The 18081-nt window shown below is 67.7% G+C and carries 13 protein-coding genes; all 13 read left to right on the forward strand.

Annotated features, from left to right (window positions below):
• Positions 1-10: 10 nt before the first annotated feature.
• The 13 genes from GFD21_RS04255 to GFD21_RS04315 all read left to right on the forward strand — a co-directional run bounded on the left by GFD21_RS04255 (position 11) and on the right by GFD21_RS04315 (position 17934).
• Positions 11-1060 carry a polyphenol oxidase family protein gene (locus tag GFD21_RS04255; protein ID WP_163196696.1) on the forward strand — a complete coding sequence of 350 codons (1050 nt, stop codon included), beginning with the start codon at positions 11-13 and terminating at the stop codon, positions 1058-1060.
• A gap of 114 nt (positions 1061-1174) precedes the next feature.
• Entirely contained in the window at positions 1175-2017 is an 843-nt protein-coding gene (locus GFD21_RS04260) for an IspD/TarI family cytidylyltransferase (protein WP_163196697.1), read from the forward strand.
• A gap of 59 nt (positions 2018-2076) precedes the next feature.
• A complete protein-coding gene (locus GFD21_RS04265; protein ID WP_163196698.1) occupies positions 2077-2733 on the forward strand; it encodes a pyroglutamyl-peptidase I in 657 nt (218 codons plus the stop codon).
• 183 nt (positions 2734-2916) lie between these two features.
• Complete coding sequence (locus tag GFD21_RS04270; RefSeq protein WP_225431649.1) at positions 2917-4323, forward strand: cell division protein; 1407 nt, start codon at positions 2917-2919, stop codon at positions 4321-4323.
• Between the two features lie 176 nt (positions 4324-4499).
• Positions 4500-5849 (forward strand): C1 family peptidase, encoded by a 1350-nt coding sequence (locus GFD21_RS04275; protein WP_163196699.1) that lies wholly within the window; start codon positions 4500-4502, stop codon positions 5847-5849.
• Positions 5850-6349: 500 nt separating this feature from the next.
• A complete protein-coding gene (locus tag GFD21_RS04280) occupies positions 6350-9037 on the forward strand; it encodes a X2-like carbohydrate binding domain-containing protein (protein ID WP_163196700.1) in 2688 nt (895 codons plus the stop codon).
• Between the two features lie 173 nt (positions 9038-9210).
• Positions 9211-10344, forward strand: a complete 1134-nt coding sequence (locus tag GFD21_RS04285; protein ID WP_163196701.1) for a 3-deoxy-7-phosphoheptulonate synthase — start codon at positions 9211-9213, stop codon at positions 10342-10344.
• Between the two features lie 191 nt (positions 10345-10535).
• Entirely contained in the window at positions 10536-11723 is a 1188-nt protein-coding gene (locus GFD21_RS04290; protein WP_163196702.1) for a 3-deoxy-7-phosphoheptulonate synthase, read from the forward strand.
• A 218-nt stretch (positions 11724-11941) separates the two neighbouring features.
• Positions 11942-13261, forward strand: a complete 1320-nt coding sequence (locus tag GFD21_RS04295; protein WP_163196703.1) for an MFS transporter — start codon at positions 11942-11944, stop codon at positions 13259-13261.
• A gap of 68 nt (positions 13262-13329) precedes the next feature.
• Positions 13330-14040, forward strand: a complete 711-nt coding sequence (mtnN, locus tag GFD21_RS04300) for a 5'-methylthioadenosine/S-adenosylhomocysteine nucleosidase (RefSeq protein WP_163196704.1) — start codon at positions 13330-13332, stop codon at positions 14038-14040.
• Positions 14041-14171: 131 nt separating this feature from the next.
• Entirely contained in the window at positions 14172-15626 is a 1455-nt protein-coding gene (locus tag GFD21_RS04305) for a sensor histidine kinase (RefSeq protein ID WP_163196705.1), read from the forward strand.
• Between the two features lie 102 nt (positions 15627-15728).
• Positions 15729-16436 (forward strand): response regulator transcription factor, encoded by a 708-nt coding sequence (locus GFD21_RS04310; protein ID WP_163196706.1) that lies wholly within the window; start codon positions 15729-15731, stop codon positions 16434-16436.
• A gap of 367 nt (positions 16437-16803) precedes the next feature.
• The gene (locus GFD21_RS04315; RefSeq protein ID WP_163196707.1) at positions 16804-17934 is read left to right on the forward strand and encodes a phosphate ABC transporter substrate-binding protein PstS; all 1131 of its coding nucleotides are present in this window, start codon (positions 16804-16806) and stop codon (positions 17932-17934) included.
• Positions 17935-18081: the final 147 nt, after the last annotated feature.

The raw sequence follows: 18081 nt of genomic DNA on the forward strand, positions 1-18081 counted from the left end.
AGACACCATCATGAGTGAAATCGACGAGACGATCCTCGACTCCAACGCCATCAGCTCCACCGACAAGGCGGGCCGGCCCATCCCGGTGACCATCCCCATCGCGCTCGCCCCCGGCGTCACCGTCGTCTACACGACGCGCCTCGGCGGCCTGTCCACCGGCGACTTCGGCAACTGCAACCTCGGCGGCAAATCCGGCGACGACCCGGAGGCCGTGCTGTCGAACCGCATCGCGCTCGCCGAAGCGGTCGGCGCGCGCCTCTCGCTCGTCTCGCAGGTCCACTCCGGCATCGCCGTCGACGTGGACGAGGCGTTCACCGTGAACACGCCGTTCGGTTTCGACGTCTCCGGCACGCGCACCGGCGCGGCCGCCGCCGAGGCTCCCGGCGAGGCGACGGAACCGTCCGCCGCGGCCGGAAACGTCGCGGCCGCCGACTCCGGCGTCCACGTGATGGAGGCCGACGGCCAGGTCACCGCGCAGACCGGCGTCGCCCTGGGCATGTTCGCCGCCGACTGCCTGCCCGTGCTGTTCGCCGACCCGGTCACCGGCGTGATCGGCGCCGCGCATTGCGGCCGCCGCGGCCTGGAGCGCGGCGTGATCCAGGCGACCGTCGACCTGATGGCCGCCAAGGGCGCCAGCCCCGAGAACATCGTCGCCACGCTCGGCCCCTGCATCTGCGGCGAATGCTACGAGGTGGGCGACGAGATCGCCGACACGTTCGTCAAGCGCTTCCCGCTCACCAAGACCGCGACGCGCTTCGGCGGCGCCGGCATCGACATCGCCGAGGCCGCGCGCATCGACCTCGCGTTCGCCGGCGTGCACCGCATCGTCGACTCGATGCCGCGCGTCCACGCCGCCACCGAATACCTGGAGGAGGACGCCGAACTCGCCGAACTGTGCCGCACTGACGGCGAGGGCCCGGCCGAGCTGAGCGAGCGCATCGCGGGCATCCGCCACAGCATGTGCACGCTCGAGAACCCGCTATGGTACTCGCACCGCCGCGCCGCGAAGGCCGGCAAGCGCCACGAGGGCCGTCTCCTCGCCCTCATCGTGCGCCACTGAGCGCGCCGGTTTTCCGTATTTTCCGTGCAGATGGGGTGTGGCGTCGGTCACACCCTCCGCACGTGCGTTTACGGTAGAGGCGTGTTGACCGAAGAGAGACCAGAGAGTGCCGATATGACCGCTTCCACGCCCGAACCGCATACCCCCCAGACCGCGCAGGCCGCACCCGTCGTGGCGGTGGTGCTCGCCGCGGGATTCGGCACCCGTTTCGACCCGGACAACCCCAAGCAGCTCGTCTCCGTGGGCGGCAAGCCCATCGTGTGCTGGAGCATCGAGGCGTTCGAACGCTGCGCGCGCGTCACCGACATCGTCGTGGTCGTCAACCCGAAGGTGCGCGCCACGGTCGAGGAGCTCATCGGCGAGAACGGCTACGGCAAGGTGCGCGTCGTCATCGACGGCGGCGCCGAGCGCGTCGACAGCACGGCCGCCGCGCTCGACATGCTCGCCTCCGCCGGCATCCCCGACGAGGCGAAGATCCTCATCCACGACGCGGTGCGCCCGTTCGTCGCGCAGGAGGCCATCGACGGCTCGATCGCCGCGCTCGACGAATTCCGCGCCGCGACCGTCGCGTTCGCGTCCACCGACACCGTCCTGCTCACCCGCGACCTGGGCGACCGCAAGGTCGTGGCGAGCGTGCCCGACCGCCCGGACACCTACCGCGCGCAGACCCCGCAGTCGTTCCGTTTCGCGACCATCCGCCGCGCCTACGAGCTGGCCGCCGCCGACCCCGACTTCCACCCGACCGACGACACGCGCGTCGTGGTCGACTACATGCCTGGCGAGCCGGTCGCGATCGTCTCCGGTTCCGAGACGAACCTCAAGATCACCACGATGGCGGACATCCCCGTCGCCGAGCGCATCGCCGCCGACCTCACGCACCACATGACGCGCGAGGAGGCGAAGGCGCGCATGCACGCGATGTTCGCCGGGGCCGCCGCCCAGATGCACCGCCGCTGAGCGCGGACGGTGCGGGTGGGACGTCCCGCGGCCGGCTCCCGGCGGGTACACTGGGTGCCATGCAACAGCTCAGTGTCGTGATCTCCGGCTTCGACCATTACGAGGACGTCCGCGTCAACCCCTCCTCCGAAGTGCCGCGCATCCTCGCCGAACAGGGCGTGGACGGGCTCGACGACGTGGACCTGACCATCCACGCGGTGAGCCTGCCCGTCAGCTTCGCGAAGGCGTGGCCCACGCTGCTCGGCACCATCGAGGAGACGCGGCCGAACATCGTCATCGCCACCGGACTCAAGCATGCGGCGCGCGGCGTGATGCTGGAACGCTGCGCCACGAACCTCATGGACGCCGCCAAACCGGACGTCGACAACGTGACGCCGCGGCGCGCGCCCATCGACCCGGACGGACCGGGCGCGTACTGGACGCGCCTGCCGCTGCGCGCGATCCTCGCCGATTTCTCCCGCGACGCGATCCCCGCCACCCTGAGCTCCGACGCGGGCACGTTCGTGTGCAACTCGCTGTTCTACAACCTGCTCAACTGGGCGCACGGCCAGGAGAAGGTGCTCGCCGGGTTCGTGAGCCTGCCGCTCATCAACGAGTCCCCCCATCCGCAGCACGGGCTGCCTCTGCGCCAGCTGGTCGCCGCCGGCGGCGACGTGGTGCGCGAGGCCGTGCGCTACTACCGCCGGCCCAGCTCCGAGGACATCCTCATCGCCTGAGGGCCTTCGCGCGCGGCGCGCATGACGGGGCGTGACACGCGGTCGAACAAAAGTGGGTAATGCTGTGTGCATTCCCCGGGCATTCAGCCTGTTTCCAGCCATGATGGGCTACGATTTTGCACGAATGCGCCCGCATGGGCAACAAGGGTAGAGCGATGTGATGCAGCCGAAAGGATCAAGAGCATGGATCAGTTCCCGATCGTGTTGAGGGGTTACGACAAGGACAAGGTGGACGAGGCCTTCGCCGCCGCGCAGGAAAGCGTGCACCAGGCGCAGCAGACCCTCGCCGGCATGCGCGAGCAGATCGCCGCGAACGACGACCGCATCCTGCAGCTGCAGGCCCAGCTCGAGGAGGAGAAGAAGCGCAAGCCCGCCAACAACAGCTTCGCCTCCCTCGGCGCCAACGCCCAGCAGATGCTCGCCTCCGCCGAACAGACCAGCTCCGAGCTGCTCGAGCGCGCCAAGGCGGACGCCTCCACCACGCGCAAGGCCGCCCAGGCCCAGGCCCAGACGCTCATCAACAACGCCAAGCTCGACGCCCAGCACATCGTCGACGACGCCAACCAGAAGGCGGCCTCCATCCTCGAACGCGCCAACAGCGAGGCCGAGACCATCACCACCACGGCCAAGAACGACGCCGCCCAGCTGCGCGCCGAGACCGCGAAGAACGTCACCGAGCAGCGCCAGACCGTCGAACTCGAGCTGAGCAACTCCCGCGAGGAGCACGACAAGAAGCTCGCCTCCGAGCGCGCCTCCCAGGAACGCGAGCTGTCCGACCTCAAGGCCACCGCCACCGCGCAGATCGCTGCCCAGCGCAAGAGCACCAACGAGGAGCTCTCCCGTCTCAAGTCCGAGGCCAACGACCAGATCGAGGCCGCGCTCGCCGAGGCGAACAAGAAGCTCGCCGACGTGCGCGAGCAGGTCTCCAAGATGATGACCGACGCCCAGCGCAAGGCCGGCGAGATCACCGACGAGGCCAAGTCGAAAGCCCAGGAGATCACCGACGACGCCGAGGTGAACCGCACCAAGACGATGAGCCAGGTCAACGCCGAGGTCGAGCAGATCCGCACCGACATCGCCGCCCAGCAGGAGGAGGCCACCAAGAAGGTCAGCGAGCTGCTCGACAACCTCGAGGAGCGCCGCACCGCCGCCAAGAAGGAGGCCGACGAGCTGGTCGGCCAGGCCAAGACCGTGCGCGAGGAGGCCGACACCTACGCGGCCGGCAAGCGTTCCGAGGCGGACGCCCAGGCCGCCGCGATCCTCAAGAAGGCGGGCGAGGACGCCGAGGCGCAGATCGAGGAGCGCCGCGCGGCCGCCCAGACCGAGCTCGACGGTCTCAAGAGCCACATCGCCGAGCTGCAGCAGCGCGAGGCGCAGATCACGCAGCGCGTCACCGAGCTGCGTTCCATGTTCGCCAACGCGTTCTCCGGATTCCTGTCCGGCGAGGGCACCGGCGCGCCCAGCGTCCCGGTGAAGAACGCGGTCCCCGGCGAGCAGGCCGAGGACTCCGGCGAGGGCGGGGACGCCGAGGCGCCGCAGCAGCAGCCGGCCGAGTCCGGCGAGGGCGGGCAGCCGGCCGACCAGCAGTGAGCCGGTCGTGACCGGTCGTCGATAAGACGGCGGCCGGGAGGCCGATAGGCATCACACGGGCGGTCCCGCGCATGGTCAGGAATGCGCGGGGCCGCCCGTTTTCGCATGCCCGTCGCGGCGAGTAAGCTTATGGCGGTTATCAACCCACAAGGTCGAACACAAAGGAGATATCAGACATGACCACTCTGCAGCCGCTGAACGGCGACGCGCTGAACGCCCTGCGCGAGGAGTTCGACGCGGACGGCACCAACCGCATGGCGATGAACGCGGTGACCGCCGCCGGAATCGACACCGTCGCCAAGAACTACGACCGCGCCCGTCTGCTGCAGCGCCGCTTCTCCACTGTCGTGGACAACGGCGAGGCCACCCACCAGGACCGTTCCGGCCGTTGCTGGCTGTTCAGCTCGCTGAACGTGGCGCGCTTCGTGGCCAAGAAGAACCTGAACCTCAAGGAGTTCGAGTTCTCGCAGAACTACGCCATGTACTACGACAAGCTCGAGCGCGTCAACTACTTCCTGCAGGACGTGGCCACCCTCGTGCGCGCCGGCGAGCCCGCCGACTCCCGTCTCGTCCAGCACCTGCTCGCCGACGTGATGGGCGACGGCGGCCAGTGGACCATGGCGATGAACGTGTACAAGAAGTACGGCGCCGTGCCGAAGGACCTTTACCCGGAGACCGCCTCCTCGAAGAACACGGGCGCGATGAACACGCAGCTGCGCCACATGCTGCACACCGCCGTTGCGCGCATGTTCGCCGCGAACGCCGCCGGCGAGGACGCTCGCATCGACGAGGTCATCACCGAGGCGCGCGCCGCCGGCCACCGCATCCTCACCATCCACCTGGGCGAGCCGCCGGTCTCCTTCGACTGGGAGTGGACCGACAAGGACGGCGAGTTCCACCGCGACGGCGAGATCATGCCGCAGGAGTTCTGGAAGAAGTACGTGGGCTCCGCCGATCTGGAAAGCTACGTCTGCCTCGTCGACGATCCGCGCAAGGAGCACCCGAAGGGCAAGAAGATCGCCATCGAGCACCTGGGCAACGTGGCCGGCGGCGACGCCACCGAGTACCTCAACGTGCCGAACCGGTTCATGAAGGACTGCGTGAAGAAGATCCTCGTCGAGCAGGGCATCCCGGTGTGGTTCGGCGCCGACTGCCACCCGTTCATGGACCGCGAGTCCGGCGCGTGGGCGACCGACCTGTTCGAGTACGGTTCGATCTACGACTTCGACTTCGACCTCGACAAGGAGGAGCGCGTGCGCTTCGCCGACTCCGCGATGAACCACGCGATGGCCTTCGCCGGCGTGGACGTCGCCGAGGACGGCTCCACCCGCCGTTGGCGCGTCGAGAACTCCTGGGGCGCGAAGATCGCCGACAAGGGCTACTTCACGATGAGCGACGACTGGTTCACCGAGTACGTCTACGAGGTCGCCGTCCCCAAGGCGCTCCTGCCCGAGGAGTACCTCAAGGCCCTCGAAGAGCCCGCCATCTCCCTGCCTGCGTGGGATCCGATGGGAGCTCTCGCCTGAAGGCGAGAGCTCCCGAGCCGACATGCCGTATAGCGGACAGCCCGGTGGGCTGTCCGTAGGCATGGCCCGCAGTCGTGAGGCTGCGGGGCACGGCGAGGGCAGGTCTGGGTCTCGCCGCAGGCGAGTCCGTAATTGCAGGGCTCGGAGAGCTTTGGCATGAAAGGCGAGTGCGCCGAGCGACGGACGATAGCCCGGCGCGAGGAAGAACCCTGATACGCGAAGAGCTCCCGACCATTCCGGCCGGCCGTTCCAGGAAACGGCCGGCCGTTGTCATATCCGCCTCGGCTTCCGGTGAATCCGGTTCCCCGCGAACCCGGCTTCCGCCGCAACGCCACCTCGTTCCTCCTTCCATCCACCGCCAATCCCTCCCTCCCGCGTTTCCCCTTCACCCGCTACACGCCGTCCGTTTCCCCCTACGTCTCCTGTTGTTCCCCGGCGCGTGGGAACATGGGCACGATTCCATGCAGTTTTCCGCATGTCGAGAGGAAGGGTCCCATATCATGCGACATGGCTTGTGCAAGGCCGTGATTGCCGCGCTCGCGTCAATCACGATGATCGCCACCGGCGCCGCGACCGCGTCCGCCGCGCAGGCTCCCGGCGTCACCGTCCCGCAGCAGGGCGGCTACAGCGCCACGAAGATCTCCCACCCGGATGCCGCGTTGGGCGCCGACGACGGCATCCTCAACGTGGACGCGAACGGCAATCCCACCGCCGGCGAGGGCACCAACGACCGCGGCCAGAGCTACTCCTGGTCCGCCGTGGGCTACGGCGACTGGATGTACGTCGGCACCTGCTACTCCGCGATGGGCAGCACGCTCAAGATCATGGCCTCCCAGCTGCGCACCGACTACGCCACGCTGAAGGCCGGCATCGACGCCCTGTTCAACGGCAACCTGTTCCTGGACAGCGGCGAGAACCATAGCCTGCTGCTCAAGATCAACACCCGCACCGGCGAAGTGCGCATCGTGCAGGGCCCGATCCGCAACGTGAACGGCGTGAGCGTGTCCGGCTACCGCTCCGCCATCGAATTCCACGACAAGCTCTACTTCGCGGCCTCCGCGCAGCCGACCCCGTACCTGGTCGAGGTCGACCCGGCCACCGACGCGGTCAAGACCGTGTACACCAGCGGCAAGGTCGCCGACCGCACCATGTCGGTGGGCATCCGCGGCCTGGCGGTCGTCGGCGACCAGCTGGTCGCCAGCATGATCGGCCAGTACGGCGACAACGAGAGCGGCGCCTACATCGTGGCCTCCTCGGATCCGTCCGCCGGCCAGGATTCGTTCCGCATCGTCGGCACGCAGCAGGATCTGCTCGACTACCCGGCCTACCACTACACCGATGAGATCTTCGGCGGCGCCATCTGGGATATGGTCGGCTTCGACGGCCGCATGTACGTGACCGTGGTCACCGGCAAGAACGGCGGCAAGCGTTCCTTCGCGCTGTTCCGCGCGACCCCCAAGGCGACCGGCCGCTGGGACTACAAGCTGCTCGTCGGCGACAAGGCGCAGGGCGCCGCATACGACTTCGGCTTCGGCGCGGACCGTTCCGGCGCGGCCAACCTCGTGGTCTACAAGGACCATCTGTACATCGGCGGCTACAACGATCCGATGGTGGCCCTGCCGGACGCCATGCAGTTCAAGTTCGAGAACCTCTACAAGGACCTCAACAGCCCGGTGAACCTGTGGCGCATGGACGCCGACGAGCGTTTCCAGATGGTCGCGGGCGAGGCGAACGACGCGTTCCCCGAAGGCCCGATCGGCACCATCGACGGCGCGACGATGAGGGCCGGCCTGGGAAGCGACGACGAGGCGAGCCGCTTCCTCAACCAGTACGTGTGGCGCATGCAGTCCTATGACGGCAAGCTGTACGCCGGCACCTTCGACATCAGCGACCTCGCCTACCCGGCGACGCAGTTCGCGAACGGCGACATCCTGCACCGCACGCCCGAGGAGTGGCAGAAGCAGATCGACTACGTCAAGGCGTTCATCGAGGCGCTGCGCAAGAGTCAGAACGACAAGAAGGACAAGAAGCAGGGGACGTCCGCCTCGTCCGACGGCCAGTCCGCCGGCCAGCAGTCCGATGGCCAGTCCGCCGGCCAGCAGTCCGACGCCGCGGCGCAGTCCGACGAATCCTCCTCCGAGGCGACCGCCCCGGCGAGCGAGGACGACCTCAAGGCCGCCACGCTTTCCGCCGACGGCGACGCGCAGGCCGTGCAGTCCGACGTCGAACGGATGCAGACGCTGCTCGGCGACATGCAGGGCGACCTGACCGCCGCCCCCGCCACGGCCTCCGCCGACGGCGTGACCACGTACTCCGCCGACGCCGCCCCGTCGGCGCAGGACCGCGAACGCTTCTACAACCAGCTGACCCAGCTGCGCGACCTGCTCGAGAAGAACCGCGCCAACCTGCCGGACTCCCTCGTCAAGTCCTTCGACGAGTGGCTCACGCAGGCGAACGTGGAGAACTTCGGCTACTTCGTGGGCACCATGAAGTACCTGAGCTCCGCCACCAAGGAGAAGCGCGGCTTCGACCTGGTGACCAGCGCCGACGGCGTGCACTTCAGCACCGTCACCCGCAACGGCCTTGGCGACAACAACAACCACGGCCTGCGTGTGTTCGCGGTCACCGACACCGGTCTGAACATCGGCACCGCCAACCCGTACCACGGCACGCAGATCTGGAAGATCGACGACGGTTCCGGCGACGACGCGAACGCGCAGTTGGAGCGCAACGCCTTCACGTACGACAAGTACGACGCCGAATCCAAGGCCGCCAACCATAAGGGGCTGAACGTCGGCATTGCCTTCAACGGCGCCGGCGTCGACGAGGTGCGGTACGACGAGCACCCGCTCGCCGCCGGCACGGACTACACCGTGACGGATTCCGGCCTGACCCTGTCCAGCGACCTGCTCAACGGCAAGAAGACCGGCAGCACCGGCACGGTCACGGTGGTCTTCAGCCGTGGCGCGCGCGCCCGGTTCACGGTGACGATCAAGGACGGCACGCCCGGCGCGTCCAAGCCGTCCCAGCAGCAGTCCAAGCCCGCCGGCTCCGCGACCGCGAAGAAGCCGGCCAAGAAGACCGGCTCCACCGCGAACACCGGCGCCGCCGTGATCGGCGTCGTCGTCGCGGCCGCGGTGGCGCTGGTCGCCGGCGGCGCGGCCCTGATGCTGCGCAAGCGCGCGTGATCGCGTAGACCCGGGCACCCCCCGCCATTCCGGCCGGCCGTTCCAAGAAACGGCCGGCCGGTTTCGCGTTTCGGACATCGACAACTACAGTGAAGTGGTCGCCGCACCGTGCGGCGCATCGAACGATATGACTTATGGTCAAGAGACTTGATGGTCAAGAAAGGAGAGTCGGCATGGCAGCACTTCGTGGCCCGGACAGTTCCGTGGACGCACAGCGTTTGGGGGAGCAGGCCGTCTTTCCCGAGACCGTCGACGTCAACATCCGCCAGCTCGACCCGATCCCCGCGCCCCGCGCGTTCCTCAGGGAGCTTCCGCTCACCGACGCGATGAGCGAACTGGTGCTCACGTCCCGCCAGCAGATCCGCGACGTGCTGCACGGTCGCGACGACCGTCTGCTCGTCATCGTGGGCCCGTGCTCCATCCACGATCCGAAGGCGGCGCACGAGTACGCGGAGAAGCTCGCCGCCGTGAATCGCGAGCTCAACGACCGTCTGCTCATCGTCATGCGCGTCTACTTCGAGAAGCCGCGCACCACGATCGGTTGGAAGGGCCTGATCAACGACCCCGACCTGGACGGCCGCTTCAACATCCGCAAGGGCATGTGGCTGGCGCGCAAGGTGCTCACCGACGTGCTCAACCTCGGGCTGCCCACCGCGACCGAATGGCTGGACCCGATCACCCCGCAGTACATCTGCGACCTCATCAGCTGGGGCGCGATCGGCGCGCGCAACACCGAATCGCAGGTGCACCGCGAACTCGCCTCCGGCCTGTCGATGCCGGTGGGCTTCAAGAACGCGACCGACGGCTCGATCAAGCCGGCCGCCGACTCCTGCTACGCGGCCGCGTTCGAACACCACTTCCTGTCCATCAACCTGGACGGCCGCGTCATCTCCGCGGAGACGAAGGGCAACCCGGACTGCCATCTGGTGCTGCGCGGTTCGAACCACGGGCCCAACTACGACAAGGCGTCCGTGGCCCAGGCGCTGGCCGACCTGAAGAAGTCGAAGGCGTCCGGCCCCAGCGAGCACGGCCTCATCATCGACGCGGCCCATGGCAACTGCGGCAAGGACGAGGTGCGCGAGGCCGAGGTGATCGAGGAGATCGCCCAGCGCGTCGCCGAAGGCGAACCGGGCATCCTCGGCGTGATGATGGAGAGCTTCCTCGTCGCCGGCCACCAGAAGCCGGCGCCGCTCGACCAGCTGGTCTACGGCCAGTCGGTCACCGACTCCTGCGTGCCGTGGGACCGCACCGAGGAGCTGCTGCACACGCTGGCCGACGCGGTCAGCGCCCGTCGCGCCGCCCGCTGAGTGCAAGGTTCGCCGCACCGTTGATCGAACATGGCATCGCCCGCAACGGCCGTTTCCCGCCGTTGCGGGCGATGTGCGTATCGTGCGGGAATGTGCGGTCGCCCCGCACGGAACTTATTGAGAACCGTTCGCTGCAAGGGCTCGGCTATGCTAGGGGCTGGAACCGTGAGCGTAGGGAGAGCACAGACGTCATGCAGCAGCAGCCATTGAACAAGCCGGAGGATCTCAAGGCCATCCGCGAGGCGATGGACGCGGGCAAGAACCCGCTCGTCACCACGGACGTGCCGCGTTGGGAGGACCAGGTCGGCGTCAGCCGCATCGTGAACCGCCGCGTGCTCGAGTTCGAGGTGCTGCCCACCCCGGCGCAGGTGCTCGCCGACCTGCCGCTCAGCGCCGAGGCGCAGGAGATCGTCGCCTACTCGCGCGACGAGATCCGCGCCTGCCTGTACGGGCAGGACGACCGTCTGCTCGTCGTCGTGGGCCCGTGCTCGGTGCACGACCCGGCCGCGGCGCTCGACTACGCGCGCCGCCTCGCGAAGCTCAAGGACGAACTCGACGGCGAGCTGCTCATCGTCATGCGCGTGTACTTCGAGAAGCCGCGCACCACGGTCGGCTGGAAGGGCCTGATCAACGATCCGGACATCGACGGCTCGTGCAACATCCGCAAGGGCCTGCTGCTGGCGCGCAGAACCCTGCTCGGCGTGCTGGGTGAGGGTCTCGCCGCCGCCACCGAGTTCCTCGAGCCGACCAGCCCGCAGTTCATCGCCGACGCGGTCAGCTGGGGCGCGATCGGTGCGCGCAACACCGAAAGCCAGGTGCACCGCCAGCTCGCCTCCGGCCTGTCGATGCCCATCGGCTTCAAGAACGCGACCGACGGCTCGGTCAAGGCCGCGTCCGACTCGTGCTTCGCCGCCGCGCAGCAGCACACGTTCTTCGGCATCGACCATCTCGGCCGCGCCGCCGTGGTCAAGACGCTCGGCAACCCGGACTGCCACGTCGTGCTGCGCGGCTCGAGTTCCGGCCCGAACTACTCGCGCGAGGACATCGCCGCCGCCCTGGAGACGATCCGCAAGCGCATGCCCGCCGATTCGGCGGCCGCGCACGGGCTCATCGTCGACTGCTCGCACGGCAACTCCGGCAAGGACGAGCATCGCCAGGCGCAGGTCGTGCGCGAGATCGCCGGGCGCATCGCGAACGGCGAGCGCGGCATCACCGGCGTGATGATGGAAAGCTTCCTCGAGGGCGGCAACCAGCCGGCCGCCCCGCTCGACAAGCTCGTCTACGGCAAGTCGATCACCGACAAATGCCTGAGCTGGCAGGATACGGAGACCCTGCTGCGCGAACTCGCCGAGGCGGTGGCCACGCGCCGCTGGCGCTGACGGGCTGCTCACTATGTGAGCAGCATCACCACAGCCTTCGCCACGCGAGTAGACCTATACACCAGCACAGCGGTGTGCGGACGCCGCTGCAGCCACAAGCCTTCGGTCCGCGCCCGCACGCCCCGCATCATCGCCCGTGATCGCGGCGCCTATCGACAGGCCGCGGCACGGGGATGGATCGAGATTGAGAGATTCATCTGTAGAGGGGTATATCCATTATGTCCGCAACTGCAGTCGCCACTTCGGGCGCCTCGGCGAAGAAGGACTCGGTTCCCGAGATCATCGCCGCCTCCATGGTGGGCACCGCCATCGAGTTCTACGACAATTACTGCTATTCCATCGCGTCCGCCAGCTACTTCGGCGCGATCTTCTTCCCGGCCGCCACCAAGGCCAACCCGGCCATCGGCACCATGCTCGCGTTCCTCACGTTCGCCGTGTCCTTCCTCGCCCGCCCGTTCGGCTCCATGCTGTTCGGCCACTTCGGCGACAAGATCGGCCGCAAGACCACGCTCGTCGTGGCCCTGATGACGATGGGCATCTCCACGTTCCTCGTGGGCTGCCTGCCCGGCTATGACCAGTTCGGCATGGCCGCCATCATCATCCTGTGCATCTGCCGCGCCTGCCAGGGCGTGGGCCTCGCCGGCGAATGGTCCGGCGCCGCCCTCGTCGCCACCGAGAACGCGCCGGCGCACAAGCGCGCCCTGTACGGTTCCTTCCCGAACCTCGGCGCCCCGATCGGCTTCTTCTGCGCCTACGGCCTGAACCTGCTGCTCGACTCCACGCTCGGCCCGGACAAGATGCAGGCCTGGGGCTGGCGCATCCCGTTCCTGTGCTCCGCCGTGCTCGTCGCCATCGGCCTGTACGTGCGTCTGCGCATGACCGAGACCCCGATCTTCCGCAAGGCCGTCGCCAACGACCGCGTCGTCAAGCACCCGCTGCGCTCCCTCGTGCCGTACTGGAAGGAAGTGCTCCTCGGCACCTTCGCCATGGGCATCACCTACACGCTGTTCTACGTGCTCGGCACCTGGTCCCTGAGCTACGGCGTGAAGGTCATGAACCCGCCGTTCAGCCAGAACGAGTACCTCGCCATGCAGATGACCTCCGTGGTCTTCTTCGCGATCTTCATCCTCATCTCCTGTATCTACTCCGACCGCATCGGCCGCAAGAAGGTGCTCATCACCACCACCGCCCTGACGCTCGTGTTCTCGCTGTTCGCGATGCACCTGCTGCAGCACAACGTGCTCACCGTGATGGTGTTCCTGTGCGTCGGCTTCGCGCTCATGGGCTGCCTGTTCGGACCGTGCGGCGCCTACCTGCCCGAGCTGTTCCCGACCAACGTGCGCTACTCCGGCGCCGGCCTGAGCTACAACCTGGCCGCCATCCTCGGCGGCGCGTTCGCCCCGACCATCGCCACCGCGCTGGTGCAGAAGACCGGCTCCGTGGTGTCCGTCGGCTGGTACATGGCCATCATGGCCGCCCTCGCCCTCATCGCCCTGTTCCTCATCAAGGAAAGCAAGGACAAGGACTACGAGGCCTGATCGGCCCTGACCATAAGCTCCCCTATGCTCGATTGCGGAACGTACATCGAGCAGAGGGGAGTTTTCGTATGACCAGGACCATCGCGATCATCGGCGCATTGGACGAGGAGGTGGCGCTCATCGCCAAGGCGCTCGACGGCGTCGAGCACGACCGCGCCGCCAGCCTCGACGTGAACCGCGGCACGATCCGCACGAACAACGGCGAGGAGATCCGCGTCGTCGCCACCGTGGGCGGTATGGGCCTCGTGGCCGCCGCCGCGACCACCCAGCACCTCATCAGCACGTACGCGCCGGACGCCGTCGTCTTCTCCGGCATCGCCGGCAACCTCAACCGCGAACTGCACGTCAACGACGTCGTACTCGGCGGCACGTTGCGCTTCCTCGACACCGACATGCGCCTCGTCGGCCAGTGGAAGCCCGGCACGCAGGACGCGCCCGTCACGGAGTTCCACTCCGACGACCACCTCCTGCACCTCGCCGACGAGGCGCTCGATGCCGCCGGAACCAGGCACATCACCGGCATCATCGCCTCCGGCAACTACTTCGTCGACTCGCCCGAGCATGTGAGCCGTGTCATCCACGACACGGGCGCCGACGCGGTCGAGATGGAGGGCGCGGCGGTCGCGCAGGTCGCCGCCCGCAACGACGTGCCCGCGCTCGTCATCCGCGCCCTGTCGGACAACGCGGACACCGACTACGAGGTGTTCAAGGAGTTCGACATCAGCGAGTACGCGGATACCGCCGCCTCTCTCGTCGTCGACATGCTGCGCCGCATGTGACGCCCGCGGCAAGATGAACTTCTGCTGAACTTACGTAGTGAAACGCGTGCACTCCGCGCCGGCCCGTTACGCTGGGAGAGCAAACGTTTTCTTCAAACGGCCCGGCGGGGCCGGCGGAGAGGTGGGGTCAGATGGTCTGGTGGCAGGTGCTCGGCGTGGTGGTCGCGGTCGCGTTCGTCGCGGCCGTCACCGCCTACCGCAACGGCATGGAACGCGGCGAGATCATCGGGCGCGAGTCACGGCCCCACGTGCCCGAACCGCTCGATCCGCACGAGGCGCTGTTCGGCGCCGAACCGTCGGTGCGCGCATGCGAGGAGGCGTTCGCGCGCGCCGTCCCCGAGGACGTCATGCTCGTCGACGGCGAAGGGTTCGTCCGCTACACGACCGACGGCGTGGCCGACTACGGGCTCGCCGAATCGGGCCGTCTTTCCGACGACGACGCCATCGGCATCCTCGCGCGCGTCGTCGCGGACGGCACGACGCGCGAACGCGAGATCGAACTGCCGCTCGACGGCGTGCGCACGCCCGCCGGCGTGAACGGCAACTCCGGCCACGGCGTGCAGGCGGGCGAGACGATGCCCTCCAACATCCGCTATCTCAAGGTGCGCATCGGCGCGATCGGCGACGACCTGTACGCCATCTTCCTGAGCGACATGAGCGAACAGCGCCGGTTCGAGGCGATGCGACGCGACTTCATGACGAACGTCTCCCACGAGCTCAAGACGCCCGCCGGCGCGATCTCCCTGCTCGCCGAGACGATCGGCGACGCCGCCGACGACCCGGACGCCGTGCGCTACTTCTCCGGCCGCGTGGCGAAGGAGTCCACGCGCCTGACCGAACTCGTCCACCGCCTCATCGACCTGCAGAAGGCGCAGGACGCGGACACGATGCTCGACCCGAAGCGTCTGAGCGTGCTCGCGGTGGCCCGCAAGGCCATCGCCGAGAACCAGGTGCAGGCCGACGGCCGCCACATCGCGCTCGAACTGCACTACGACGGCGTCGAGGTGCCGTTGCACGCCGTGCCGGGCGAGCCGGACGCCGTCATCTCGTGCGACGAGGAGTCGATCACCACCGCGGTGAAGAACCTCGTCGAGAACGCGATCCACTACTCGCCCGAACACACGACCGTGCGCGTCGCGACGGGCGTGCGCGACGGCAAGGTGCGCATCCGCGTCATCGACCAGGGCATCGGCATCCCCGCCGAATCGCTGGACCGCATCTTCGAACGTTTCTACCGCGTCGACCCCGCGCGGTCGCGCGCCACCGGCGGCACCGGCCTGGGCCTCGCCATCGTCAAGCACTGCGTGGCCGACTGCGGCGGCACGGTGTCCGTGTGGTCGCACGAGGGGGAGGGGTCCACGTTCACCGTCGAACTGCCGCTCGCCGCCGACCAGACGCCGCTCGTCGCGGCGGCTCCCGCCGACGGCGACGACGCGGCCACGGCGTCGTCCACGGGCGCCGCCGCGAGCGGTTCCGTAGACGACGTAGCCTCCGATTCGGACGCCGATTCTCGGGACGATGCGGGCGCCGGTTCCGGTGCAGGTCCCGTTGCGACCGCTGATGTTTCGGCGACGAAGGCCGACTGAACCGGCGCGCATCCCGTTACGTAGTCGAGACGTCGGTGGAACGGCAAGCGACCGGACGACTACGATGGTGGAACGTATCGCGGAAGGAAGGGTGAACACAACATGACGCGCATTCTGATCGTGGAGGACGAGGAATCCTACAGGGAACCGCTGGTGTACCAGCTCACGCGAGAGGGATACGACGTCTCCGCCGCCGCCACCGGCGAGGAGGGACTCGAACTGTTCACCAAGGGCGGCATCGACTTCGTGCTGCTCGACCTCATGCTCCCCGGCATCGACGGCACCGCGCTGTGTCGCCGCATCCGCGAGCAGAGCCGCGTGCCGATCATCATGCTCACCGCCAAGTCCGCCGAGATCGACAAGGTCGTCGGACTCGAGATCGGCGCCGACGACTACGTGACCAAGCCGTACTCGTTCCGCGAGCTGCTCGCCCGCATCCGCGCGGTCATGCGCCGCAACCAGCAGGTGCAGAGCGCCGACCAGTCCGCGAACGGCGACGACCTGCCGCTCGTGTGCGGCGACATCTCCATGCAGGTGGGCCAGCATCAGGTCACCGTGCGCGGCGAGAATGTGTTCTTCCCGCTCAAGGAGTTCGAGCTGCTCGAATACCTGCTGCAGAACAAGGGGCGCGTGATGACCCGCCACCAGCTCATCGACCGCATCTGGGGCTCCGATTACGTGGGCGACACCAAGACCCTCGACGTGCACGTCAAGCGCGTGCGCGCCAAGATCGAAGAGGACCCCAGCCACCCGAAGTACCTCACCACCGTGCGCGGCCTGGGATACAAGATCGACCAGCCGGCCGCGTGACCTGCGGTCACGCGCGATTCGTCTTGCCTGCCTGTCGGCAGGCCTTCGCCTACAAACGACCCACCGGGTCGTTTGCTTCACGGCTCAGCCGGCCGCGTGACTTCGTCACGTGTAATCCGTTTTGGAAAGGCTCTCCTATGGAGGGCCTTTCCCCGTTTGCGGGAGGGGCGTCGCCAAACTACGCCGGGACCCCCGAAAACGACGTAGGCACATATCGCGGATTGTTCATCGTCTGTTCACTGATTTCGGCCCGCGGCCCCCGCTCGCGCCCATAGGCTTGTAGATGTCAGAAGAAATGACAGACGGTCCGGGTGGGTCCATTGAAGCCCGGGCCGGCTTTATGCAAGTGATAGAGGGAAAAGAAACAATGCGCAAGAATGTCCTCGTTCGCTCCATTGCCGCCCTGTCCGGCATTGTGATGCTGGCCGGTCTCGCGGCCTGCGGCGACAACACCGCATCCACTTCCAGCAACGGATCCAGCTCTTCCGCCACCAAGTCCGAGCCGGTCTCCGGCGACTTCCAGGGCGCCGGCGCCTCCTCCCAGCAGGCCGCCGTCGAGGCTTGGATCGCCGGCTTCCAGGGCAACAACCCGGACGCCAAGATCGCGTACAACCCGTCCGGCTCCGGCGCGGGCGTCTCCACCTTCCTGACCGGCGCCACCGCGTGGGCCGGTTCCGACAAGGCCCTGTCCGACGACGAGGTCTCCCAGTCCAAGGCCGTGTGCGCCTCCGGCGCCGCCTTCGACGTGCCGGTCTACATCTCCCCGATCGCCGTGGTCTTCAACCTCAAGGGCGTTTCCGATGCAGGCAAGCACATCAACATGGACGCCTCCACCATCGCCAAGATCTTCGACGGCAAGATCACCACCTGGAACGACGACGCCATCCAGAGCCAGAACAAGGACCTCAAGCTGCCGGCCACCCCGATCACCGTCGTGCACCGCTCCGATAAGTCCGGCACCACGCAGAACTTCGTCTCCTACTTCAAGGACGCCGCCCCGAACGACTGGAGCTACGACCTGTCCGAGAACTGGCCGAACTCCGTCGGCCAGGGCGCCAAGGGCACCTCGGGCGTGATCTCCACCGTGCAGCAGGCCGACGGCACCATCGGCTACGCCGACTTCTCCCAGGTCGGCAAGCTCGGCACCGTGGCCGTGAAGGTCGGCGACTCCTACAACGAGATCTCCGCCGAGGGCGGCTCCAAGGTCATCGAGGACTCCAAGCTCGACGACACCGCCACCGGTGAGAACCGCGTGGTCGTCAAGATCAACCACGAGACCGAGGCCAAGGGCGCCTACCCGATCGTCCTCGTGTCCTACATGATCGCCTGCCCGGCCTACAAGGACGCCAAGAACGCCGAGTTCGCCAAGTCCTGGCTCACCTACGTCACCTCCGACGACGGCCAGAAGGCCGCTCAGGACGCCGCCAGCTCCGCCCCGCTGCCGTCCAGCCTGACCTCGAAGATCACCAAGTCCATCGAGGCCATCAAGACCAAGTGACGACGCCTCCTCCGGCCCTCCCGGCCGGACGCCGGAACGGCGGTCCATCGGAACCCCGCTGATATCTGAATACAGCACAACACCTATGAGCCGCAGTCGTGTGAACGGCTGCGGCTCATAGCCGGTTTCGGAGAACCCCTCTCCCGG

Source organism: Bifidobacterium platyrrhinorum (assembly GCF_010667645.1).
Lineage (GTDB): Bacteria > Actinomycetota > Actinomycetes > Actinomycetales > Bifidobacteriaceae > Bifidobacterium > Bifidobacterium platyrrhinorum.

Excerpts from the sequence above, each read along its gene's own strand:
- GFD21_RS04290 (WP_163196702.1), top strand. The coding sequence starts at position 10,536 with ATGCAGCAGCAGCCATTGAACAAGCCGGAGGATCTCAAGGCCATCCGC.
- GFD21_RS04265 (WP_163196698.1), top strand. The coding sequence starts at position 2,077 with ATGCAACAGCTCAGTGTCGTGATCTCCGGCTTCGACCATTACGAGGAC.
- GFD21_RS04255 (WP_163196696.1), top strand. The coding sequence starts at position 11 with ATGAGTGAAATCGACGAGACGATCCTCGACTCCAACGCCATCAGCTCC.
- GFD21_RS04315 (WP_163196707.1), top strand. The coding sequence starts at position 16,804 with ATGCGCAAGAATGTCCTCGTTCGCTCCATTGCCGCCCTGTCCGGCATT.
- GFD21_RS04275 (WP_163196699.1), top strand. The coding sequence starts at position 4,500 with ATGACCACTCTGCAGCCGCTGAACGGCGACGCGCTGAACGCCCTGCGC.
- GFD21_RS04305 (WP_163196705.1), top strand. The coding sequence starts at position 14,172 with ATGGTCTGGTGGCAGGTGCTCGGCGTGGTGGTCGCGGTCGCGTTCGTC.
- GFD21_RS04295 (WP_163196703.1), top strand. The coding sequence starts at position 11,942 with ATGTCCGCAACTGCAGTCGCCACTTCGGGCGCCTCGGCGAAGAAGGAC.
- mtnN (WP_163196704.1), top strand. The coding sequence starts at position 13,330 with ATGACCAGGACCATCGCGATCATCGGCGCATTGGACGAGGAGGTGGCG.
- GFD21_RS04270 (WP_225431649.1), top strand. The coding sequence starts at position 2,917 with ATGGATCAGTTCCCGATCGTGTTGAGGGGTTACGACAAGGACAAGGTG.
- GFD21_RS04285 (WP_163196701.1), top strand. The coding sequence starts at position 9,211 with ATGGCAGCACTTCGTGGCCCGGACAGTTCCGTGGACGCACAGCGTTTG.
- GFD21_RS04310 (WP_163196706.1), top strand. The coding sequence starts at position 15,729 with ATGACGCGCATTCTGATCGTGGAGGACGAGGAATCCTACAGGGAACCG.
- GFD21_RS04280 (WP_163196700.1), top strand. The coding sequence starts at position 6,350 with ATGCGACATGGCTTGTGCAAGGCCGTGATTGCCGCGCTCGCGTCAATC.
- GFD21_RS04260 (WP_163196697.1), top strand. The coding sequence starts at position 1,175 with ATGACCGCTTCCACGCCCGAACCGCATACCCCCCAGACCGCGCAGGCC.